The 23,906-nt window shown below is 38.8% G+C and carries 26 protein-coding genes; 11 read left to right on the plus strand and 15 right to left on the minus strand.

Features of this window, described 5'->3' with window-relative positions; genetic code table 11:
- Nucleotides 1-14 precede the first annotated feature (14 nt).
- Nucleotides 15-509, plus strand: coding sequence for a hypothetical protein (locus VHO47_04645; protein HEX2978380.1), 495 nt, complete (start codon nt 15-17; stop codon nt 507-509).
- Nucleotides 510-562: 53 nt separating this feature from the next.
- Here VHO47_04645 and VHO47_04650 read toward each other — a convergent pair whose 3' ends face one another.
- From VHO47_04650 to VHO47_04660, 3 genes are read right to left on the minus strand one after another with little or no spacing between them, the layout of a single operon-like run.
- Nucleotides 563-2,647, minus strand: a complete 2,085-nt coding sequence (locus VHO47_04650; GenBank protein ID HEX2978381.1) for a M3 family metallopeptidase — start codon at nt 2,645-2,647, stop codon at nt 563-565.
- A gap of 15 nt (nt 2,648-2,662) precedes the next feature.
- Nucleotides 2,663-4,744, minus strand: coding sequence for a M3 family metallopeptidase (locus tag VHO47_04655; protein ID HEX2978382.1), 2,082 nt, complete (start codon nt 4,742-4,744; stop codon nt 2,663-2,665).
- Nucleotides 4,745-4,758: 14 nt separating this feature from the next.
- Nucleotides 4,759-5,133 (minus strand): VOC family protein, encoded by a 375-nt coding sequence (locus VHO47_04660; protein HEX2978383.1) that lies wholly within the window; start codon nt 5,131-5,133, stop codon nt 4,759-4,761.
- A gap of 150 nt (nt 5,134-5,283) precedes the next feature.
- Here VHO47_04660 and VHO47_04665 point away from each other — a divergent pair, with 150 nt between their 5' ends.
- Complete coding sequence (locus tag VHO47_04665; GenBank protein HEX2978384.1) at nt 5,284-5,529, plus strand: hypothetical protein; 246 nt, start codon at nt 5,284-5,286, stop codon at nt 5,527-5,529.
- A 16-nt stretch (nt 5,530-5,545) separates the two neighbouring features.
- Here VHO47_04665 and uvrB read toward each other — a convergent pair whose 3' ends face one another.
- From uvrB to VHO47_04720, 11 genes are all read right to left on the minus strand, one after another.
- Nucleotides 5,546-7,543 carry an excinuclease ABC subunit UvrB gene (gene uvrB, locus VHO47_04670; GenBank protein ID HEX2978385.1) on the minus strand — a complete coding sequence of 666 codons (1,998 nt, stop codon included), beginning with the start codon at nt 7,541-7,543 and terminating at the stop codon, nt 5,546-5,548.
- 78 nt (nt 7,544-7,621) lie between these two features.
- Nucleotides 7,622-8,320 (minus strand): hypothetical protein, encoded by a 699-nt coding sequence (locus VHO47_04675; protein HEX2978386.1) that lies wholly within the window; start codon nt 8,318-8,320, stop codon nt 7,622-7,624.
- Between the two features lie 172 nt (nt 8,321-8,492).
- On the minus strand, nt 8,493-9,044 hold the full coding sequence (locus VHO47_04680) for a hypothetical protein (protein HEX2978387.1): 552 nt from the start codon (nt 9,042-9,044) through the stop codon (nt 8,493-8,495).
- A gap of 157 nt (nt 9,045-9,201) precedes the next feature.
- Nucleotides 9,202-9,876, minus strand: coding sequence for a hypothetical protein (locus VHO47_04685; protein ID HEX2978388.1), 675 nt, complete (start codon nt 9,874-9,876; stop codon nt 9,202-9,204).
- Nucleotides 9,877-9,920: 44 nt separating this feature from the next.
- The gene (locus tag VHO47_04690) at nt 9,921-10,628 is read right to left on the minus strand and encodes a hypothetical protein (protein HEX2978389.1); all 708 of its coding nucleotides are present in this window, start codon (nt 10,626-10,628) and stop codon (nt 9,921-9,923) included.
- A 123-nt stretch (nt 10,629-10,751) separates the two neighbouring features.
- Nucleotides 10,752-11,048 (minus strand): hypothetical protein, encoded by a 297-nt coding sequence (locus VHO47_04695; protein ID HEX2978390.1) that lies wholly within the window; start codon nt 11,046-11,048, stop codon nt 10,752-10,754.
- Nucleotides 11,049-11,076: 28 nt separating this feature from the next.
- Nucleotides 11,077-11,703 carry an ankyrin repeat domain-containing protein gene (locus VHO47_04700; GenBank protein ID HEX2978391.1) on the minus strand — a complete coding sequence of 209 codons (627 nt, stop codon included), beginning with the start codon at nt 11,701-11,703 and terminating at the stop codon, nt 11,077-11,079.
- Between the two features lie 125 nt (nt 11,704-11,828).
- Entirely contained in the window at nt 11,829-12,470 is a 642-nt protein-coding gene (locus tag VHO47_04705) for a hypothetical protein (protein ID HEX2978392.1), read from the minus strand.
- 33 nt (nt 12,471-12,503) lie between these two features.
- Nucleotides 12,504-12,782, minus strand: a complete 279-nt coding sequence (locus VHO47_04710) for a hypothetical protein (GenBank protein ID HEX2978393.1) — start codon at nt 12,780-12,782, stop codon at nt 12,504-12,506.
- A 26-nt stretch (nt 12,783-12,808) separates the two neighbouring features.
- On the minus strand, nt 12,809-14,011 hold the full coding sequence (gene tyrS, locus VHO47_04715; GenBank protein ID HEX2978394.1) for a tyrosine--tRNA ligase: 1,203 nt from the start codon (nt 14,009-14,011) through the stop codon (nt 12,809-12,811).
- Nucleotides 14,012-14,015: 4 nt separating this feature from the next.
- Nucleotides 14,016-14,717 carry a hypothetical protein gene (locus VHO47_04720; GenBank protein HEX2978395.1) on the minus strand — a complete coding sequence of 234 codons (702 nt, stop codon included), beginning with the start codon at nt 14,715-14,717 and terminating at the stop codon, nt 14,016-14,018.
- A 147-nt stretch (nt 14,718-14,864) separates the two neighbouring features.
- Here VHO47_04720 and VHO47_04725 point away from each other — a divergent pair, with 147 nt between their 5' ends.
- The 9 genes from VHO47_04725 to ybeY all read left to right on the plus strand — a co-directional run bounded on the left by VHO47_04725 (nt 14,865) and on the right by ybeY (nt 23,406).
- Nucleotides 14,865-17,174 (plus strand): tetratricopeptide repeat protein, encoded by a 2,310-nt coding sequence (locus VHO47_04725; protein ID HEX2978396.1) that lies wholly within the window; start codon nt 14,865-14,867, stop codon nt 17,172-17,174.
- Between the two features lie 577 nt (nt 17,175-17,751).
- A complete protein-coding gene (locus VHO47_04730) occupies nt 17,752-18,075 on the plus strand; it encodes a hypothetical protein (protein ID HEX2978397.1) in 324 nt (107 codons plus the stop codon).
- 82 nt (nt 18,076-18,157) lie between these two features.
- On the plus strand, nt 18,158-18,508 hold the full coding sequence (locus VHO47_04735) for a hypothetical protein (protein HEX2978398.1): 351 nt from the start codon (nt 18,158-18,160) through the stop codon (nt 18,506-18,508).
- 92 nt (nt 18,509-18,600) lie between these two features.
- Nucleotides 18,601-19,038: a hypothetical protein gene (locus VHO47_04740; protein HEX2978399.1), complete on the plus strand. Its 438-nt coding sequence runs from the start codon at nt 18,601-18,603 to the stop codon at nt 19,036-19,038.
- A 152-nt stretch (nt 19,039-19,190) separates the two neighbouring features.
- Entirely contained in the window at nt 19,191-19,505 is a 315-nt protein-coding gene (locus VHO47_04745; protein ID HEX2978400.1) for a hypothetical protein, read from the plus strand.
- 68 nt (nt 19,506-19,573) lie between these two features.
- Nucleotides 19,574-19,867 carry a hypothetical protein gene (locus VHO47_04750; protein HEX2978401.1) on the plus strand — a complete coding sequence of 98 codons (294 nt, stop codon included), beginning with the start codon at nt 19,574-19,576 and terminating at the stop codon, nt 19,865-19,867.
- Between the two features lie 179 nt (nt 19,868-20,046).
- On the plus strand, nt 20,047-22,539 hold the full coding sequence (locus VHO47_04755; GenBank protein ID HEX2978402.1) for a valine--tRNA ligase: 2,493 nt from the start codon (nt 20,047-20,049) through the stop codon (nt 22,537-22,539).
- Between the two features lie 18 nt (nt 22,540-22,557).
- Nucleotides 22,558-22,944: a hypothetical protein gene (locus VHO47_04760; GenBank protein ID HEX2978403.1), complete on the plus strand. Its 387-nt coding sequence runs from the start codon at nt 22,558-22,560 to the stop codon at nt 22,942-22,944.
- 6 nt (nt 22,945-22,950) lie between these two features.
- Nucleotides 22,951-23,406, plus strand: coding sequence for an rRNA maturation RNase YbeY (ybeY, locus tag VHO47_04765; GenBank protein HEX2978404.1), 456 nt, complete (start codon nt 22,951-22,953; stop codon nt 23,404-23,406).
- On the opposite strand, the gene VHO47_04770 is transcribed toward ybeY, so the two are convergent.
- Nucleotides 23,399-23,893: a prolyl-tRNA synthetase associated domain-containing protein gene (locus tag VHO47_04770; GenBank protein ID HEX2978405.1), complete on the minus strand. Its 495-nt coding sequence runs from the start codon at nt 23,891-23,893 to the stop codon at nt 23,399-23,401. The genes ybeY and VHO47_04770 overlap by 8 nt on opposite strands.
- Nucleotides 23,894-23,906 lie beyond the last annotated feature (13 nt).

The raw sequence follows: 23,906 nt of genomic DNA on the forward strand, positions 1-23,906 counted from the left end.
TAGGGGAGATAATTATGAAGAATAAAATTCGAATATTTTTCGCACTTGCACTTATTGGATCGTTCAATTGCATGGCAAACGAAAGAAATAATTATTTAAAAGATCTTGATTCGTTCTTTACGGATCTGACAAACAAGTATTCGGCATTCCTCGGTACCGGCTTTTCAAACCAAGCAACGCAGGAAGCACAATTGGATGCCAAAGCAAACTCAATTGCCGCATATCAATATATTTTGCCAACAAAAGTATCAAATCTTAAATCTGGCACTCAAGTAAGTATGCAAATTTATTTAGATCCAAAACAGGAAAAACTAAAATCTAAAATTTTGGGCGAAATTGATTATCATTTTATTTCACTTAAAGATCCAAATCTTCAGATCCGTAGAAAAGCAACAAGAACGACCGGCGGTGATGTTATTGCGATCTATGAAAACCCAAAATATGATCCCAAAAAAACTCTTATGGGCGGTGAAGATAAAACCGTCGAGATTATTCTCATAAAAAAATAACCTCCATTTGAAAAAAGAGCGTCCTTTCGCAAAAAAGAACGCTCTTTTTTTATTTATAATCCCAAATCTTTAAAGAACGCATTACTGTTCGGTTCGCGGCCGAGAAAATCTTTCAGCAATTCATTTGGATCCGCGCTGCCGCCCTTGCCTAAAACTTTATCAACGTAACGTTTTCCAACTTCAGAATCGAGTAACCCACGTTCTTTTATATAATTAAATAGGTCGAGCGCAAATACTTTAGACCATAAATAGCCGTAATAGCGGGCACCGTATCCGGTTAAATGCCCAAATGCAGCAACAAAATGATCGTCAGGAGAATATTCGCTATATTTGCGCATTTTTTCAAAAAGAGATTTGGTTACGTTCTCAATATCAGGATCCGGGCCAGAACTAAAAAGTTTTAGCGCAAGATTTGCTATATAAATTTGGCGCATGTTTGCCGCACCAGACGAAAAATTCTTTTGTTCAACAAGCGTCTTGATAAGTTCATCAGGTAGTGGCGCCCCTGTTTTATAATGCTTGCTGAGTTGCTTGAGAATTGCTGGATCCCAAAGCCATTCTTCAAGCATTTGCGATGGCATTTCTACAAAATCGGTTTTTACGTTTGTGCCAGATGTTGAGGGTAATTTAGTTGCACCCAAAATAGTGTGCAGCGCGTGGCCAAACTCATGAAAGAAGGTCCGCACATCATCCAGTTCCAAAAGCGATGGTTCGGTTGCTGTTGCTTTTGGAAAATTCGAAAGAACAACCGCCAATGCTGGTTGACGTTTTCCTTCAGGGCTTATCAATCCTGGTATAACGGTCATTTGGCAAGCGTGGCAATATTTATTAAATCTGGGATGCAAATCTAAAAGCAAATATCCCAAAATAGCGCCAGTTTCTCTTGAAGAAACTTCAACAAGCTTAATTTCAGGATCCCAATACTCTCCTGCTGGCAATTCTTTAAAATCAACCCCTAAAAATGCTCGATAAATATCTAGCAATCCCTTAATAGTGCTTTCGAGTGGAAAATATTCCGCAATTTTTCGCTGATCAATATTAAAATGCTTTTTTTCGTACACAGCTTGCGCGTGTGCCCGATCCCAAGGATAGAATTTATTGTTTGGGCTCAATTTTACCAATTCTGGTAAATCTGAACTCAGCTGTTTAAATTCCTTGTCCTCTTTTACTTGCGCACGCTTACCAAGATCATCTAAAAATGCTTGCGCACGCTCAGGAGTTTCTGCCATTTCTCCGTCGATGTTGAGTGCTGCATACGTCTGATAGCCAAGTAATTTTGCAAGCTCATCACGTTTAGCGATAAGTTTTTTGAGCACTTCCATATTTTCCGGATATGCACGCTGAACAAACTCTCTCCATAATTTTTCTCTGGTAGCAGCTAACGTAGCATTTTCAATAACAGGAAAATAAATCGGATAAGCGGTGGTTAACTTATACGTATTATCCCCAGTTTTTTCTAGCCCCTCAATAAATCGATCATCCAACCCTGCAAGCTCTTCGCGCGTCACTTCTATCGAGCGCTGTGAGCCATCAACGTTTTTGCTGAACGCCAATGAGATCTCGCTCAGCTCTTTATTAATCTTTTTTATTTGCTCACGTATTTCCAACGGCTTATCAATACCTGATCGTTTATAGTCCTTCATCATTTCATCAAGAAAGTACTGCTGATCTTTAGATAAGTTCTCTTTTTTTGCATTACCTTCGTAGTACGCCTTTATAGCATTATAAAGTTCTACATTCTGCCCGAGTAAATCAATAGAAAAATCGCTCACCTCAAGCAATTTTTCCCGCGCTGTTTCACGCATTTTTTCATCACTTGAAGTCGACTTAATAACGCTAGCAATAGCTGAGGGTATTGAAAAAAAATAGCCCGCTTTTTCCAGCGCATAAATGGTATTTTCCCAAGTACGATCATTATCAGGAATCGCCAAAATTGTGGCAACTGCTTGTTTCATTTTCGGCATAGAATCATTAATTAAGCTGTTCAACTCACCGGGCGTTTTTGGAAAAATATAGGGGATGTCTTCGACTGTGAAATTCGTATAATCGACGGTACGCGCTTGCGCATGCTTGCTGAAAAATATATACGAGCCTGCAATGAGCGCAATGCTTAAAGCGGTTAATAATAATTTCTTCATCTTTCCCTCTCCGGTCTATAACCCTAAATCTTTAAAAAAAGCATCGCTGTTTGGCTCGCGGCCTAGAAAATCGCGCAATAATTCATTTGGATCTGCGCTCCCACCTTTACCAATCACGCATTGAATATATCTTTTTCCTATTTCAGGATTTAAAAGTCCGCGTTCTTTAATATGATAAAACATATCGAGCGCAAAAACGTTGGACCACATGTAGCCATAATATCGTGCTCCATACCCGGTCAGATGGCCGAATGCACTGCAAAAATTATCTTCATCGTCGAATTCAATATTTTTTCGAATTGATTCTGAAAGACTTTTTGTGAGTCCCTGAATATCAGCATTAGCGCCTGCATTATATAAACTTAGAGAAAGATTTGCTAGATAAATTTGCCGCTGAACATGATGACCGCTTGCAAAATTCTTTTGCTCAATCAACGCATCAATGAGTTCGTCGGGCAGTGGCGCACCCGTTTGATAATGCTTACTGAGTTGTTTCAAAATATCTTTATCCCACAACCAATGCTCAAGCATTTGAGATGGCAGCTCAACAAAATCTCGTTTTACATTTGTTCCCGCCGTTGAGGCAAAATTGGTTGATCCTATTATTTCGTGAATCGCGTGACCAAACTCATGAAAGAATGTTTGAACATCTCCATGCTCCAGCAATGACGGCCGATCATTAGATGGTTTGGGGAAATTTGCAAGAACGACGGCAAGCGCAGGTTGCTGGCCATCATTTTTTTTGAGCGTTGGCACAACCGTTATTTCGCACGCATGAGAATATTTATTGGGCCGTGGGTACAAATCCAAGATTAAATAACCCAATATGCTTCCATCTTCTTTTGATGATACTTGAATCAGCTGTACATCTGTGCACCATAAACCTGTTGCCGGTAATTCCTTGAATTCCACCCCCAAGAACGCCCGATAAATATCCAGCAAACCTTTGAGTGTTTCGGCCATTGGAAAATAATGAGCTATTTCTCGCTTATCAAGATTGAAATGCTTTTTTTGGAACGTCGCAAGACAATGTGCACGATCCCAAGGGTAAAATTTCTGGTTACTACTGAGCGTTACAGATGATGGTAAATCTGAACGAAGTAGCTCAAATTCTTGTTGTTCTTTTTGATGCGCGCGCCGAACAACGTCATTTAAAAAATCCTGAACACGCTCTGGTGTTTGAGCCATTTCATTATCAATATTGTATGCAGCATAGCTTTGATACCCGAGCAAATTGGCAAGTTGATGCCGCTTGAGAATTATTGTTTGAAGCACCTGATTATTTTTAGGGTGCGCGCGGTTTACGAATTCGCGCCATAATTTTTTTCTTGTTGTTGCAACGGTACAATGATCCATAACGGGAAAATAGATCGGATAATCGACCGTTAATTTATAATTACCCTGCGCTGTCTTTTCCAGCTGATCAATAAATTTTTCATCCATTCCCGCAAGTTCTTCGCGCGAAACTTCGATAAAGCGATTATCTTCATTTATATGTTTATCAAATTCAAGCTCAAGCGCCGTCAGTTCTTTATTGAGAGTTTTTATCTGACTACGTATTTCTTCAGATTTATCAAGGCCACTTCGTGAAAAGCTTTTCATCAATTCATCAAGGAGATAACGCTCTTCGGTTGTTAGATTTTCAGATTTAGCAGCACCATCATAGTATGCTTTGCACGCTCGATAGAGATCCACATTCTGGTCAAATAAATCCAAAGAAATGTTTGCCATCTCAAGAAGTTGCTTTTGCGATGCTTCACGCATTGCCGCGTCGTCGTAGGTAGACTTAACCACATACATGATGTTCATCGGAATTGAAAAATCGTAGCGAGAAGCACGATCGAGTGCTTTGATCGTATTTTCAAAAGTGCGTTTATTATCAGGAATGGCTAAAATTCTGGCAACCGCTTGATGCGCATTCTGTATTGCGTATGCGGCCATTTCATCCAAAGAAGCAACGGTTTGCGGAAAAATAGTCGGGATATCTTCTGCGCTAAAATTTGTGTAATCAACTGATTTTCCAAAAAGGCGTTTTGCATATAACCCAGTACCAATAATTCCTGCAACACCAACAATACTCAAAACTAATTTATTCATAAACATCACCTTTTTTAACCAGCAGGACACACTCGAATAATGTGGCCATCGGGATCGCTCACGAGAAAAGTACGCCCAAAAACTTCTGTGTACGGTTCTTTGACAATTTTAATATCATGATTTTTTTGCCATTCCTCAAATAGACGATCTACATCTTCGCTTGATGGCAGCATAATTCCTATTTCAGAAAATCGGGGCACTGACGCATCTGGTGTTGTTCCCCCAGTCCAAATGGCAAATATAGCTGGGCCACCTGCAGAGAATGCCACGTAACGAGGGCTAGAAAATATCGGCTCAGAATTAAAAATTTTTTTATAAAAATCTGTTGAGCGCTTGATATCAGACACATATATGAGCTGAAGGTTTGGCTTTGGTGATATCTTGAGCATCCGATTCTCCTAAAGAATAATTACCGCAATGTTGCCAGCGCTTAAAACTATTTTATTCATACATACTCAATTGCTACGATACATGGTAAGGAAAAACACATCTAAGCAATGAGCGTAATTCCTTATATTAAAAATAACAAGGAGGCTTTAATGAAGAAGTTATTTCTATTCCTAGTACTCACTCTCGAATGGACATCTGGAATTAAAGCAATGAGTACATCGGGAAACCAATCCCAAGTAAATAGCCTTGATGAATGGCTCGGACGCCTTGCAAAATTACCTCAAGAACAAAAGATGCAGATCACACAAAAACTAAACAAATTGCCCACAGTACCAGAAATTAGGCAAAAGGCTCCACTGTTGATTGAAGAAGCAGAAAGAAAAGCATCGTCATAAATTAACAATAATTTTTTTACTGGTTGTTAGATTCTAATTTCGCGCGCAGCTGTAGATATTCTTCGCGAAGATCGATTGCTTTTTCAAAATCAAAAGAATCGGCAGCTGCTTGCATGAGCGTTTCAAGTTCAACCATGCGCGTGAGAATATCTTTCTCAGTCATTGGTGAAACCTCTTTTTTCTTTTTGCCTTTAGAAGCTGCCGCAATCGCTGCTTGAATATTGGTGATGCTTTTTACCACATCCCGCTTTACCGTTTTTGGCGTAATATTGTGTTCTTTATTATAAGCTTCTTGTAACGAACGGCGCCGCTTCGCTTCATCGAGCGCTTTTTTCATAGATTCGGTAATTTTATCTGCATAAAGAACCACTTTTGATTCAGTATTTCGCGCAGCGCGCCCCATAATCTGAATCAATGAGCGTTTATCCCGCAAGAAGCTTTCAATATCGGCATCCATGATCGCGACAAGCGCAACTTCCGGCAAATCGATACCTTCACGCAATAAGTTAACGCCAACTAAACAATCAAAAATTCCTAAGCGAAGTTTTTGCAGAAGTTCGCTTCGCTGAGGCGTTTTGAGTTCACTGTGTAGATAACAAACTTTTATTTGCTGTTCTTCAAGATAGGTCGCCAGCTGTTCTGCCAACTTCTTGGTCATCACCATCACGAGCGACCGGAATCCATTTTCTTTTGTTTTTTTAATATTCTCAATTAAATGCTTCATCTGATCTTGGCGTGGATGAATTTCAACTACCGGATCAAGTAAGCCAGTTGGGCGAATAAGTTGCTCTACAACCGTGCTTGAATGCGAGAGTTCATAATCACCCGGCGTCGCAGATACAAAAATCGTATCGTTAAAATAGCTTTCAATTTCTTCAAATTTTAACGGACGGTTATCGGATGCTGATGGTAAACGGAAACCAAAATCGATGAGCGCTTGCTTTCTCGATTTGTCGCCAGCATACATGCCGCGCAATTGCGGGATCGCAACGTGCGATTCATCAACGATGAGTAAAAAATCTTTTGGAAAGAAATCTAAAAGGCAATAGGGCTTTTCACCACGAAGGCGTCCATCAAAATGGCTCGAATAGTTTTCAATGCCGGAGCAGTAGCCAAGCTCTTCTATCATTTCGATATCATGAGATACGCGCTGCTTAATTCGCTCTTGATAGACGGGATTTTTCATTTTTGGCGCCCATTCATCAAGCTCCGCTTGAATACTGAGAACTGCCGCGTCTTTTTTCTCTTGAGTGGTAACGAAATGCTTAGCGGGGAAAATAATTGTGTTATCAAGCTTCATAAGCACATTATTGTTGTGCTTATCAACCCATACCATCGATTCAATGGTATCTCCCCAAAGCTCAATGCGTAATTTTTCTTTTTGATACGGTAAATTAACTTCGATCGTATCGCCATAAACTTGGAAAGTACCAGCACTTTTATCCATCTCATTGCGTCTATATTGAATAAACAACAATTGATGAATCAGATCTTGCCGCTTCATCGTTTGCCCAATTTTAATGGCAAATCCTAAATCTCGATAATCTGAAGGATTACCAAGAGAATAAATGCACGAAACCGACGCAATAACGATCGTATCGTTACGATTCACGAGCGAAGCTGCCGCTTCGACGCGCAAACGTTCGATTTCACTATTCACCTTCGTCTCTTTGGCGATATAAATATCTTGCGCAGGTAAATACGATTCTGGTTGGTAGTAATCGTAATAACTGACAAAATAACAAACTTTATTTTCTGGAAAGAAGACCGAAAACTCCTCATAAAGCTGTGCCGCCAACGTTTTATTTGGCGCAAGCACGAGCACCGGCTTATTCTGGTTTGCAATAACGTTTGCAATAGTAAACGTTTTACCCGATCCGGTCACCCCAATAAGGGTTGAACGAGCGGGAACGTCACTTTTTGGGCCTGGCCGAGCGGCAATTAATTGCTTAATTGCTTCCGGCTGAGATCCAGCAGGTTTGAATGGTGAGTGTAGTTTAAATGGGCTCTTCATACCTCTATAATAGCATATTTAGCGCATTTTGAAAAATCGCACCACCCACAAGCCGAATAATATAAAAAATGGCAGTTATTATCTTTGAGCCCCAGAAATGTTCATTTCTTCGACAAAGTTTTTTAATACTTTTTTCGTATCATCATCGGCAAAACTTTGCGCTCGATCCTGAATAATCTTTGCAATTTGTTGGATATCTTGTTCAATCGTGGCAAGTTTAGTGCGATTTTCTTCATAATTCCATGCTTTGCTCAATTGGCCAGTTGTATAAGCATAATAAAGCGCAGGTACTGATATTGTAGCAGTCCCAGCAACGATACCTGCATGTACCGTTTCTTGGTTTTTTTCCAAAATTGCTTCCCATTTTTGATGTGTTTTCCATGCTGCAAAAAGAGCAAATGCACCGAAAGCTATTCCAGTTACAGCAGAAGCACCTCCTTTTAAAACGTATTCAGTTCTGGTTTTGTCTTTAGTTTCTTGTATCGCTTTTTTTAATTCCTGAAAATCGTGAACCATTTGATAAAGCCGTGCGGTATCCAAGGACTTGTGTTCGCATTTCCTAAGCAACGCCGTCTCGACGTCAAAACTCATCGATTTATTGACCCGATGGAAGTGATAAGAAGCTTTAAGAATTTCTCTAAATTGATCCACATTATAATCAGCTACACTATTTTTTAATCCATCTAATGGCGTACTGGAAAAGAAAGGAACTGCCCAGATCGATTGCATGCAAAGAATATTAAAGAAAAGTAATTTGAGAAGTAAATTTTTTTTCATATAAATCCTCGTTTAATAGGATAGAAAATTTTTGTCCCACATAGCTGATTAAAATATGCACTAATTGGAAGAATTAGAGAAATATTTTTACATTATTTGCTTCATTTGCTCGATACTAAAATAAAATAGGCAAGCGTATGCTTGCCTATAATTTTTCGTGAAGAAACTACTGCTATCTGTATTCATCTTTTTTTAAGTCTTCATTGACAAACCGAATAAGTATTTTATCCATTTGATCGAGAACGTCACAGTGCGATTTTTTAAACAAATAGCGATTAAGTAATGTTGAGCATTCTATTTTCTCGGTCATCAGATAATCACTTGCCTTACTGAGATCAGCGCCATCTTCAAGTTTTTGTTCAAACTTATAAACATCGTCTTCTTGGATAGTATTATACAATTTATGATTAAGCCCCGCTTTGTGCACTGCCATTGCTAAGCGCTTGCCACGCACGCTATCGGTTTCAGCTTTAACTATCGGTGCATATTTTGCGAGCCCAGCAATAAACGGATTGCGCTGTCTGATAAATTCACTTATTTTTGAAAAACTGAGCTGATTATTTTTGCTGAAAGGAACGTTAAATCCTGCAAACGGATTCATAATCGCCTTTTTAAGTGATGCAACAACTGTTGGGGCAATTTTTTTCCACATTGATTCTTGCGATTGCTCCGCTATCAGCGGCAGCATCGTAAAAATCGAAATTAATAAAAATATTTTTTTCATTTTATTCCTAAAAAATTTTATTTACTTGCTGAATCTCATCTCGATTCATTAAATTTTTAGTCATCTCATGAATTTTTGATTGCGCGATTTTTCTCTATTTTTCATTCTACCCTTTAAGAGCAACTTAATCAAAAGCGCTCGCTCAAGATAATTTCAGCTAGTCTAATTTCGGAGCTGAGAGCACCGATGCCGATAAACCACTGTTATGCACTACGTGCTCATTTGCGAGCTTTAATCTTTCAACGTCTTTACTATGCTGTAAAACCGCATTGCTTAAGGACTGAGATGCTTTCTGCGCCGAGAGATAGCATGGCTTCCAGCGTAATACTGGCAATAAATTTCTTCCCATGGCACCGCCAATGCCACCAATCGTCGTTAGCAAAAGCAATGTTTCAGTTTCAGGAAAAAGCCCATTCAATCCAGCCATCGTACTGCAAAAAGCTGCAGCACCAAGAAACACAGATGTTTTCAAAGCTCCTCTGAAAAAATCATACGGATATGAAACTGAAGGACGCGACATTAAAAGTGCTGAATGAGCGAAACTATTAAGATCGCTCTCAATTTTTTTGAACTGTTTCTGATCAATTTGCTTATCGGGCGTAATTATCCCTAATGTATGAATATTTATTTTGTTACCATCAAACGCATAATTTTTATGCAAGACGTTTTCAAATTTTTGATCATTTCCTGCAGCTATGTGCCACTGTCCTTTGTAGCGAGGCGCTTTCGTTGTGATGTTAGTTTTAAAACTACGCGCAATTTGCATAGCAATGCAATATTGGCCTGAACCAACAAACGCAGCAAGGAGAGCAATTATTATTTTTTTATTCATGATATAACCATCCATTCAATTTTCTTAAATTCCTCGTTTATTTCTTATGCAAGCCCCGCAGAAACTAGTGCTTTTAAAGCTTTCGCCGCGCTAACGGGCAATGTAGCTTTATAGTTACTTTTCATTGAGTTAATATGATCAGCAAATGAAGTCTCTACAGACTTTAAAATACTTTTCATCTCTTCAAGATTATTTCTGCCGTTCTGAATTGCTTTGAGTTCAACAACTATGTTTTTTTTCCGTTCACCATAAAGCCAAGAACCGTACTTTAAAAGAATCGTCCCTGAAGCCGCATAAAGCAGTGGATGCTTTAAATTGCCAATTGATGCTTGGAAATAATTTTGTAAATCTTTATAACCAAAATAATAAAATAACGAACCTAGACCCATGTAAGTTAGGGGCATAATGTATTCTTTAATTTTTTGCGTTGTGGATTGCGGTTTTTCCAACTCTTTAATTCTTTGATCTGCCTTATCGCAACAGCTTTGAATATAAGAATCCAATGTTTGAAAATCACTACAGTATTGCAAAATAGTTTGATCATTTATCGATTGAGGAAAATAACCCTGAAATGTCTGTTCTGCAAATTGCCATTCTTTCTCTATAAGAAAAGCTTTATGCTTTGCCTGTAGCAATTCCTTAAACAAATCGATTTTTGCTCTACTAATAGCTTCTTTATATTCTTTAAGAGAATCACACCAAGAATTTGTAAAAATAAATGCACAAATAATAAACGTCATGAATTTTTTCATGATAACCTCCATTCATTTTTACTCTAGCAGATATGCAATTATTGTCAATCTGAAATAACACAGAAGCGGCATATTTTATAGCTCTTTTGCATTTTACAGGATCGCCTCAGTGTCTATTTTCGTTTACCTGATCGCCCGATTTAATAATAGCGGGGCACCCATTTTATAAAAAGTAGGTACGTCCGCTCGGCCAGCCTTTATGCATGCAAAAACCTTTCCCAGCCTCCAGAGCGTCGCTTCAAGGTTGGCGTTAACATGCAACGCGTCTGGTTCATACGATTTTTTAATGATTAAACTGCCTTGAGCGACCATTTCGAGCACCTCAATATCTGGATCATTTGATGCAGGCTTATCTGGATTAACGCTAAGTGCTAGGTGCGCACCGGAAAAAATAGTAATTAAAAGCATTTTTTTTATCATATGGCATTTCCTTTTTTTAAGAGAAATCTCATAAAGAGGCTATTACACGTACGTGTAAAATAAAATTCAAATATTCGTCATCTCGAAAAGCTTGGGCTTTACCCTCTTCCTGATCAAGCCATTGGTTGAGCGAAATAGTTTTAAATTTTCGAGATACGGCGCTTTTATCGGCACCGTGATGTAAAAGTCCTTTTACCGCACTTAAAAATCTGCCATCAAGTGCCCAATAGAGCGGTGTTGAATAATCCTCAGTGCGATTAACATGGCCCCCAAATTCTACAAGAAGATCCACCATCTCCTCTGAGCGAACATAGTTCATTGGATCGCCACTCCGAGAAACGGCACTGACGCCAAATTCTAATAGCAAGCGGGCGCTCTCTATCTGATCTATCATTATTGCATGCCGCAAAGCTCGTTTTAAGACTCCCTGATGAATTGGATTATTTTTATCAATAATTTTTTGAAGTATGATTTGAAGTAATTCTGGGCATTGCACAAAAGTAAGTACCGGAAAATCACGACTTGTATCATATGGCTTTTCAAGCTCATGCTCTAGATGCTTTTTCAACTGCTCGCAAGGAACCGTTCGCCAATAATCGATCTGCGATGCACATGCAGAAATACTTATCAAGCTCCAAAGAATAACTTTCTTCATTACCAACTCCTTCTAATTCTTCTTTTACAGGACGGGTGCAATCATAACAAATTTTTAATGACGATAAAAATTTGTTTTATAAGTAAAAAAGGGGCCTTTAAGGCCCCTTGCAATACGCAGATGTATTAATCTTTTTTTAGAAAATCCTCAAACGACCAAAGTTCTGTTTGTACTTCTCGGGACAATTTAATGCGATGCTCATCGCAGTAAGTATTGAGCTGTTTGAAAAATAATTTTGATTTTTCGTCGATTTCTTTTTGCGCATCCCTCAGATCATCGGCTGGGCCAGCATTTTTTATCAATTGAGCACCGCGCACCATCCCAAAGCCACCGCCAGCCGTAGCTAGAACAATGATGCCATAACATGCGTAGCGTATATTTCTTAAGTCATTGGATATGTTTTCGGTGGCACAAGTAAATCCTATCGGCAGGATAAGTCCGATAGCAGCCATGAATGGCAATGCGATACCCGCCCCAATAGAACTCAATCCATTTGAAACACCATTCTCTTTATCATCTATGGCATCTACTATCGCTTCATTACTCGTTTTTAAATCACGAAGCATTGAAATGATCGTGTCTTTTTCTGCAACAATTCTATCGCACGAAAAAGTTTGATTAACTGGATCAAAGTGATACTTCATTTGTAAAACAGCTTGAATTTTATCTATCTGGCCTTGCTTGATTGCATCGTGCATGGTTTCAATGGGATACATTGAATGCGCACATGCCAAAAATAGAAAAATCAAAGCTTTTTGTTTTATCACGGTAAATTCCTAAATGCAAAAATAATATTTATGTTAATTATTTGATGGAGCAAGTTTTACACCCATAGACTTAATTAATGGTTTTTCTATGATGGTGGGAGCCTCTTCATTCGTTGTTTCAGCTTTCACTTCGTAATATTTCTGAAGTGTTGCAAGAAATTCGACCATTTTTTTCGGAACGGCTCTAATTCCAATCAACAAATTATTCGTTTCGGCTTTGATTGGACCCTCATCATGAGCCGAAATAAACTGAAAAGCTGAGCAAATAATAAAAACGAGACCAACGGTCCGCAATTTTAATAAATAAGACATGTGCCGCCCCTACAATGAGTATTTGATTATTGGATTTTGAAAATACGATGCTTTCCAACTTTAATGTTCATCCCAGACTTCCAAGAAATCTGAGCTTTAAAATCTGTGATTGCTTCATCGTTAATTTTTACTGCCCCTGCTTCAATCAATCTTCTTGCATCGGACGATGAACTTACTGCATCCAACGCTTTGAGCAAATCAACAATCCAAAGAGGATTTGCTAAATGTGGTGCCAACGAAACTGGTGTTGCTTGCGAATAATCTTTTTGCTGAAAAAGCGCTTCGAATTGTTCTTGTGCTTTCTTCGCTTCCTCTGGAGACCAAAAACGTGAAACAACATCGTGAGCCATTTGTTTTTTTAGTTCCATTGGATGAGTTGAGCCGCCCGCAACGCGTTCTTGCCACATGCTAATTGTTGCAGCAGGCGTATGAAGAAGAAGCTCCATGTAGCGCCACATTAACTTATCTGAAATCGACATTAATTTTCCGTACGCTTTATCTGCAGGCTCGGTGAGACCAATATAATTGCCCAGCGATTTAGACATTTTCTGCACGCCATCAAGTCCTTCAAGCAACGGCGTTGTTATAATTACCTGTGGCTCTTGGCGATAATGTTCTTGCAAAAAACGGCCCATGAGCAAATTGAATGTTTGATCGGTTCCGCCAAGCTCTACATCCGCTTCCAATGCGACAGAATCATATCCTTGCATGAGCGGATAAAGCAGTTCATGAAAACCAATCGGTTCATGGCTTTTTAAACGATTTGAAAAATCTTCACGCTCTATTAAACGAGCAAGGGTCGATTTTGCACATAATTTTACAAAATCTTTAATAGAAAGCTCTGCAAGCCATTCAGAATTAAAACGAATGATCGTTTTATCAGGATCCAATATCTTTCCAACTTGCGCAAAATAGGTTGCAGTGTTATGCGCAATCTCTTCATCAGAAAGTGGTGGCCGTGTTTTTGATTTACCTGTCGGATCGCCTATGCGCGCAGTAAAATCGCCAATCAAAAAAATAACTTGATGCCCAAATTCCTGAAACTGTTTCATTTTTGAAAGCACGACTGCGTGCCCTAAATGAAGATCGGGAGCTGTGGGGTCGCACCCCAATTTAATTTTCAGCGGAACACCACGCATTAATTTTTTTTTAAGATCTTCAGGTGAAACAATTTGCACGGTGCCCATTGCAAGAAGTTCAAATTGATTATCGATCGTCGCTTGCTTCATATAATTACGAAGCTCCTAAAAATGATGATATAAAAAAACCAAGATATGAAATTCCGTTCAAAGCAACCATGCGCAATGAATAGGTAAAGAATATAATAAAAAAGAGAGGAATAATAATACTCATAAGTTCGCCCTCTTTAAATAGATCATTGTCAGGAAAAAAAGTGACTGCAACAAATCTAAAGCCATCTAATATCAAGCTCAAGACGCCCATGATAATACTTAAATAGATCATTACCACCAATAAAAGTGTTAACGCGAGCATCCAAGAAGAATCGGCGCTCACGCAACCAGCAAGAGCATTAAGAGAGAGATAACCAGAATGAGCCATCTTCATTGCAGTGGTAACAAGTTCTGTGCCGCAGATGCGCAAAAGAAGAATGAGCGCTGACAGTGCCACAAAAAAGTAGGCAACGCAGCGAGATAAGTAGACGACTGCACGGCGCCACATGGTTGGCAGATTGAGCGGATTAAGAGGAATGAAGCGAACCCAGCCAATGCCTGCATACATAAAAAAAAGAGCGCCAAGGGGATCGACATGTACAAAAGGATCCCAAGAATAATAGCCAACTTGCGCAGGTGTATCATCCCCCATTTTATGAGCCGCCCACGCTTGAGCATAACCGGAAGTTGTCGTGCTCACAATATAAGCAAACGCAAACGAAACAAACGCGATAATTGTTTCAGCAGTTTTTAATGAAATCATAGTATTCACTCGATTTATAAAGACTATTTTTCTCCAGTTTAGGAAAAATGGGTAAATCGGTCAAATTGACCCATTTTAAGAACTTTGCCAAAATTATTGCTTTGGATAAACTACGAACTCGTTCAAGGTAAATTAAAGGAGTTTTAAATGAAGCAAACAAAAAAAACAGTTCAACAGCAGGCAAAGCCTCAACCGGCGCACGAGGAATTTTTTAAGCCTTCAGCGATAACGCGACTTCAATTTGCTCTCTCTCTTTTAGCAATTACCGTCTTACCTTTTCTCTTTTATTACCCGTCTCTCCATTACGATTTCCAATTTGATGATATTATTAACATACAGCGTTATTACAATATTCGGCATCATGGATTTTCCGATTTCTTTCTTGCGTATGCTCGATGGATTAGCGGATGGATCAATTCAATTCATTATAAAATTGGAAAATTTGATCCATTTAGCTATAGACTTTTTAATGTTGCTGCACACACCTTCACCGGTGTCGTTGTTTTCTTTTTTATATTTTATGCTCTTTCTTTAATTACGCGTCGCAACTTTTTTACCGAAAACAGGCTTGGGATCGCTTTTTGCACTGCAGCTCTATTCGTGTTGCATCCCGTGCAAACGCAAACAGTTTCGTATGTTATTCAAGGACAACTTGAAGGGCTTGCGACACTATTTACCGTTGCGATTTGCCTTATCTTCTTGTCACTTACTCAAGCAAAAAGATTTTTGGCAAAAGCATTTCTTTTTATGTTCCTCTTAACGCTCGGCCTTTTATCATCCGGCACAAAGGAAATTGCTATTGTTTCTCCCTTATTGACACTTCTTTGCGATTGGTTTTTTATCGCACAGGGCAATTGGCAATCGCTTAAATCAAGACTTTGGATTCACGTATCGCTTATGACGGTTGTTTGGGGAATGTATCTTTATTATCTCAAGCCAAGTTTTTTTACGAATGCCATAGGCTTGCAAATGCAAGCGCGTAATAATATCGGGAATATACTTACACAAAACCAATCAGATCCTATTAAACCCCTCCATTTTTTTATTTCGCAATTTAAAGTTATCACTCACTATATTGTTATGTTCGTTTGGCCGTTTGATATCAGTGTTGAATACGATTGGAAATTAGTCTCAAGTTTTTTTGCACCCGATTGCATTCTATTTTTTCTTCTGCTTTCGGGTTGTGCATTCGCTATTGGTCGTTTGCTTTATCGAGATAGAACATCGATTATTGGATTTGCAGCTTTATGGTTTGCGATCGCTATCGCCCCTCGCTCATCAATAATACCCTCTTCGGAATTGCTCGTGGATTATAAAACCTATCTTGCATCTTTTGGGGTGCTTTTTTTACTCGCATGCGCACTCGTTAAACTAAATCAAATCCTTTTAGATGCGCTTGAAAAAAAATCACCGAAGTTTGCTCATCCTGCAATCAATTATCTTTTTGCTTTGCTTCTCTGCCTTCCATTGGGATACATGACAACCGAAAGAAATAAAGTTTGGAGATCCGGCGAAGATTTTTGGACAAACATTATCAAAAATGCTCCCATGAAAGCGCGCGCTTATAATAATTTAGGCGTAGCAATTTCTGAACAAGGGCGCATGGCCGAATCTATTCCTCTTTATAAAAAAGCGATCGATATGGATCGCAATTATCCAGATCCTTGGAATAATTTGGCGGTTGCTTATTCTGCGACTAATAAAATCGACCTGGCAATTGAGACGATGAAGCAAGCCCTCAATATTCACCGCAATTATCCTGAGGGATACAATAATCTCGCTTCATTCTTTATCGCAAAAAAAGATTATGAAAATGCTGAAAAGATGCTACAAATTGCATTACAGCTTCGTTCATATTATGGAAAGGCCTATTTCAATTACGGAAAAATGTATATGGACCAAGGAAAGTATGACCTCGCACTCCAATCATTTAAAGACGCTTGCACCAAAGGAGATCTTGATAATGTAGCCGGATTCACCGTACTTGCAACCATGGCAATGGCAATGCAAAAATACCAAGAGGCCATTCTTGCCTATCAAAAATTACTCGAATTTGACCCAACCTCCTACGATCACACCTTCAATTTGGCCTATGCATACACCATGAATCAACAATATCCTGAAGCGATACAAATTTATCGTTTCTTAGTAAATCGAAACTTAAACGATGGAAGATCTTGGTACAATATGGCTGAATGCTATGTTCGCACAAAAGATTTACAAAGCGCGCTTGACTCATTCCAAATGGCAAAGCGCCTCAACTTTCAAATGGCAAACCTCGAGCTTCGCATCGCAGCATGTTTGCACGATTTAGGAAAACAGCACGAGGCGAGAGACATTCTTGCATCTTACGTGCAAAAACCCGATGTGCCTGACGATTTGAAAAATTCTGCGCGTGCGATTTTAACTGAATTGGATAGAAGATTGCAACCACCTAGCCAAACTGCAGCTTCCTAAATAGGCTCTCGATAAAATTACCTCCGCAAGTAGAATCAAATAATGATTTTCATCTTGCGGAGGATTTTTTATGAAACTTTTTTCGTTGCTTCTTTGGACATTATTTTTGAATAATCCACAAAATTTATTTTCTTTTCCATTGGATAATGTTCCAAAGCCACTATTATTTACGGGCGCAGTATTCACCCGCTTTTGTAGGGGAACTCTGCTATTTAATATGATAGCTCATAATGCGTCTCCCTCAAGATCTACCGGAAAGATTCGATTTCTCCTGCAGAGCAACAAGACGGACTTAACTATTCGCGGGTGCAACTGTAAAATTCTTTACAGAACCTCGCGTGTGCTTGGGAATCTCGATCGTGTTACTCGGTCTTTCAGGCTTACTATTAAATAAGGCGGCGCGCTCCTCCTGATTCGCAACGATTACCCCAACGCATTCTGGGGACTAAAAAAATAAACCTAATATAACAGTTTTCTGTATAAAATTAGCCCAACTTGACAGATCTGCACTACCATGATAATTTATAATAGAAATATTAGAATAAGGCTGAGTATTACTTTATTAATTGGAAAACCTATGAAAAAAAATATAAAAAAATTACTATGCGCAGCTCTTTTTTTGGCTATAAGTTCACAAATGCTGCCCGCTGAAGGCTGGAATATACCATTAGTTTCAAAATTCTCAGAATTTACTAAAACGCGCCAAGCGGCCATATTTGTTTGCGGGGTTTGGACAGTTGCCTCTCTTGCGGAAAGCTATAATTGGTATAAGGATGAAACCTATCAGCCGGCACAGACACGCAAAAAAGGAATTTTGATTAATGCAGCAATGGCCCCAGCTGCTATAGGTTTAGGTTTGGCAATCTATGCTTGGCCGCATTTAAAATCACTTTATTCATAATAATTTTTCAATATTAATTCCCCTCTTTTTCTATATAATTCTTTAAGTATTTTCGCTCTTTAATTTTGGTTGAAAGGATTAGATGAAATTACTTAAAGGAATAGTTTTAATTATCTTAATTTTACTTTTTGCTAATTCAAATCAGCAAATTCTGGCAGCTCAAAAATCCCAGGGATGGACGGTAAAAAAAGCTACCTTTTTTGGCGCAAAAATAGCACTATTGGGCACGGCAGGATACATCACTTATTTTTCAGGCTCCGCTCTATGGGAACACCTCAAACGTATTGATCTTCAAGCAAATCGAAGAAAAATTTACCAAGAATCGTACGATCATCCATGGATTGCCCTTGGCGTCACTGCGCTCATTGTTTACGCTGGCTATTATCTCATGAACTCATGCTTAGATGATGTAAAATCCCCTTCTGAAAGCTAATCGCCTTAAAAGATAGCGGAGTATAATATTTGCCATATTTGATTATTTTTTCAATAATGGTAAATTTATATTAGTAAATACTTGGAGGTTATATGATATTTCTTAAAAGATTTAAATTACAGTTTTCGCTTCTCGCACTTTGTGCCGTGTCAACGCAAACCCTGCCAGTAAGTTATTTTGAGCGCCTTACAATTGAAACACCAAGCCAAGCAACAAGCGCATTATTAGCTCTCGGCGCTACCGCCGCTTGCAGCCTCTATTGCGGACGCATGGCGTACGATTTAATCGATGCACAAAATAAACAAACTGCACGTAATATTGAATTCAATCAACTGTCTTACATCGGAAATTTTTTTTCGAAAGCAAGCAATATTATTTTTCGTACTAGAAGGCAAAATCCTGGAAATGCAGGCAATCCACCTCAATCAGTCAACTACGCTCCTTATATCTGGAGTACTATTTCGGGGTTTGCTTTATTGCGCAGCGCTGTGCTTGCTCGATCACTGTATGATTATTGTATCAAAGCATAAGACACATCTGTTTGAAATCTAAATATCTCTTTTTTAACCAAATCTGGCAGACTCATATTTTTTTTATAACCATAAATTGCTCTCGTTAATTGCATAACACGCAAGAAACGATTATTATAAACACAGGAAATAATTAAACAAATAAGGCAATTATGAAATTAGTGCGACAATTAACTCTCATACTTTTAGCAACCTGTTCGATAGCCCATGGAAATCCAACAGGGCAGATAGACAAATATAAAACTCCTGCCGTCTTTGCTTTGCAGACACTTCTAGCTGGTGTGGGAATTTCCGGATTATATATAGCATCCAAACTGGAGGACAAAGGGAGACAGCTGGCGCAAAATAATCATTATTGTGCGGGCAACACCCTACGCTTCATTAGCTACGGCACTGGCATAACGTCTTCAGCGGCTATTATTGCAAGCTACGTGGTTGGCTCGGGAATAGTAATAGACCGGGATTAAATCACCAATAACTAATCTTTAGTACCGTCCAATAGAATTTATTCAAAACTCAATCAAATCAAAAATATATGAAAATATCAAACAAGATTAGTTTACTTATTGTTGGATTGTTGATAAATCAATCCTGGGCATATAGCCAACCACCAGATGAAAGCGATTTGAATAAACAAATCACCGCTGGCATAGGAGTTGCTTCTTGTTCTCTTGTTATGGCAGCAGCGTGTTTTGATACAGCTAAACATCACTGTTATCAAAATAATTATGAAAAATATGGAAAGATCTGTGGTTACGCCAGTAGCGTTTGCCTTGCAACCGGATCGATCCTTTTTTTGGGAATACTTTTGCCCAGAAAAGATCGGTGATAAATTACCTTTATCTTTCCATCGTTACTCCGTGAGCAATGCTGGCTGATAATTAGAAAGAATAAACGTCATCAGAGCGTTGAGAAAGCTGAAAAAAATAGTATTTTTGACCGTCCTTAATGATTCGTTTAAACTATGAACATTAGATAGTTTTTTAAATACTTACCAGCGGTTCATTCATGGAAAAAAAATACGATCATCAGTTATGCGAGCAAAAAGCCCGCAAACTTTGGCTAGAGCATAATACGTATAAAACGGAAAATAACCCGGGCAAACTCTATTCGATCGATACCCCACCGCCAACGGTGTCCGGCTCTTTGCATATCGGCCATATTTTTTCTTATACCCAAACAGATGTTATCGCCCGCTTTAAACGGATGAGCGGATTTTCCGTATTTTATCCATTCGGTTTTGATGATAACGGCCTGCCTACTGAAAGGTATGTAGAAAAAAAACGAGCAATTTCTGCGCACAGCATGAAACGTTCCGAATTTATCAACGTGTGCCTTGAAGAAACAGCTGGCGTAGAAAAACAGTTTGAAGAGCTTTGGCAGCGCATGGGCCTTTCGGTCGATTGGGATGCATGTTACTCCACCATATCGCCAGAAGTGCGCAAAATTTCCCAAGAATCATTTATCTTGCTCTACAAAAAAGGTTTCGTGTATCGCCGCTTTGAACCGGCACTATATTGCACCAATTGCCGCACCTCAGTCGCTCAAGCGGAACTTGATGATGCAGAAAAACCATCTATATTCAATAACGTTGCGTTTACAACAGATGATGGCACAGAGCTTATTATTGCAACGACGCGCCCCGAACTTTTAAGTTCATGCGTTGCATTAATGTATCATCCCGAGGATAAACGTTATTCGAAATACCAAGGCAAAGAATCTATTGTTCCAATTTTCGGCAATAAAATACCGTTCATAGCAGACGAACTCGTTAATCCGGAAAAAGGAACGGGGCTTGTGATGTGCTGCACCTTTGGTGATAAGACCGATATTGCATGGTACAAAAAATATAATTTGCCTTTCCGCCAGTCGATTGGCCTAGACGGCCGCTGGGTTGAATCAACCGGGCCGCTTGCTGGGCTTAAGGCGCACGCAGCCCGGACAAAAATTATTGAGCTTCTCAAAGAATCTAATGCACTTAAAGAACAAAAACCTATTTCTCATGCAGTAAACGTTCATGAGCGCTGCAAACAAGAAATCGAATATTTGCCACTCTCGCAATGGTTTTTAAATATTATTGAACATAAAAAGAAATTAATTGCACTAGCGGATGATATTAATTGGTTTCCCGCGTTTATGAAACAGCGTTATGTAAATTGGGTTGAGAATGTTAGTTGGGATTGGTGCTTATCTCGCCAGCGATTTTTTGGCATTCCGTTTCCGGTATGGCATTGCGCACAATGCAAAGAGATTTTGCTTGCTGATGTTGACCAGTTGCCCATAGATCCTCAAGAAACGCACTATAACGGCGTTTGCAAAAAATGTGGCAGCTCAGAAATTGTCGGGGATACCGACGTGATGGATACGTGGAACACTTCGTCGCTTACGCCCTATATTTGCTATACCGAATTCAATAAAAACGCACAAAGTGCATTCTCCGATAAAGAAGTTCTTAATTTTATTCCGATGAGCATGCGTCCGCAAGCGCACGATATTATTCGTACGTGGGCATTTGATACGATAATTAAAGTTTGGATGCACCACGATACGATTCCATGGCGCGATATTGTAATTTCAGGCCACGTGCTATCCGATAGCAAAGAAAAACTATCAAAATCAAAAGAGAATGCTAAAACCGATCCTGAGCAATTGCTCAAAAATTATCCTGCGGACGTAATTCGCTATTGGACCGCTTCGGGAAGCTTGGGATACGATATGGCATTTTCCGAAACGCAGCTCAAGATTGGCCAAAAACTGATCACCAAACTTTGGAATGCGTTTCTGTTTGTTGCAGAGCATACAAAAGAAGTTAAGCCAGAAAATCATCCCGCACATTTGGGAGCAATTAATGAATGGTTGCTCGCGCGTGCCTCAGCATGTTTTGCTCTTTACAAAAAACATCTCGATCAGCATGAATTTAATTTGGCGCTCGATGCGATTGAGCAATTTTTCTGGAAAGATTTCTGCGATAATTACTTAGAATTGGTTAAAGATCAATTATTCAAACCAGAAAATTACAAAGCTGAATTGGTTGCCGCTACTAAATGTACGTTATATAACGTTGGCCTCCGCATTTTGCAACTTTATAGCCCTTATTTACCGCACATTTGTGAATCAATTTACCAAGAGCTTTATTATTCTAGAAATGGTCTAACACAAGCGCCGAATACATTTGCGTCATCGATTCACCAAACAAAATTCAGAGATTTTCAAAAATCATACGAATTCGATTTAAGTGTTCATGTTATTAGCACCGTGCTCTCGCTCATAACCGCGGTACGCAAATTGAAAACTGAACATCAACTTTCACTCAAAACTGAATTGCAAACACTCACTGTTTATAGCCAACAAGAAGAACATCTCGGCTTTTTAAAGCGTGAAGAGCAATTGATCAAAGGGATTACGCACGCGCATACAATTAACTATCAGATTGGTTTACACGAATCAGGATCGAAATTGATGCAAGATGGGGAACAACGCTCTATGATAATTCAGTTATAAATAATATAGGGACGGAGTATGAAATTCTATAAACTATTTTTTGCCTTTTTCTTTCTAAATTTTCTAGAAATACAGCAAGTACATGCACACGATACTTTTCAAAAAATTAAATCGCACGCACTACTGGAAACAGCAAAAAACCTTGATCATCCAATTTTTTGGGGAGGCATATTTGCTGCCGCAGCATTGTGTGGTTATCGTATAGGTAATTCGATAGATAATATCAAAGTTGTGAACCAACCTAAGCTTGATGCTGTAATGAGAGCTGGATCAATTTATGCTATCAACCTGATAAATAATCAAATCGATGAGAAAGTGAAACCTTACCAATACGGCCTATGGCCAATATTAGGAGTTGGGATCGTTTCCGGCTTACGATTTATTATGCTCACTTCACAAAAGTAATTAACAATGATCACCATTAAAAACACTCAGCGCTCAATCAACTATGATACAAATCTTTTAAAAAAAGATGCGCAAAAAATTCTTGGTTTTTTGAAGTACAGCGATTTTGATTTGGGTATTTGGCTTACCACGAATAAGACTATTCATAGATACAATAAAGAATACCGAGATAAAGATAAGCCAACAGATATTCTTTCGTTTTCATACTATCAAGATGTTAAACCTGGTGAGCGCATTATTCCTCATTGCGATGATGAAAAAAATCTAGGTGATTTGATTATTTCGCTCGAATATGTTCAAAAAGCGGCTCAAGAATTAAATGTTTCTTTGGAAGATCGTATGAGAGTGTTGCTCGTTCATGGCATTTGCCATTTGCGCGGTTACGATCATGAAAAAGATGAAGATTATGCGATAATGCACAAAGAAGAAACGCGCATTTTAAAGTATTTATCCTCTAAATAAGCTCTGAAAAATTTATTGTCGCCATTTGGTTACCGCAATACGCAATAAATTTTTTTAAATCTTCTGGGCCGATAAGCGTGGTGGCCGTATTGCGCAACGGATGAATGCCAATCTTTTCCGCTAATTCAATCTGTTTATCTAATAGTACATTCACTTCATGATTCGTATCATGCATTAATGCAAACGGCGTTACCGATCCGGGTTGAACCTTGAGTATTTTTTCTAACTCTTCCGGTGATGCAAATCTCAGTTCGGGCGCATTTAATCTTTTCGCTAGTTTTTTAAGCTGAATTTTTGTCTCAAAAAGAGCGACGACTAACCAGTACTTTTTATTCCTATCCTTAAGAAAAAGGTTTTTGACAAACGATCCAGGAATTAAACTTTTTAGTTCCACAGCGTCTTGAACGGCAAATGCCGGTTCATGCTCATAGGTATTTGTTTTAATCTGCATTCGGTGCAGTATATCAAAGAGTTCTTTTTCATGCATAGCTTGGTCAATC

It is taken from the genome of Candidatus Babeliales bacterium, from assembly GCA_036260945.1.
Classification (GTDB): Bacteria; Babelota; Babeliae; order Babelales; family JACPOV01; genus JACPOV01.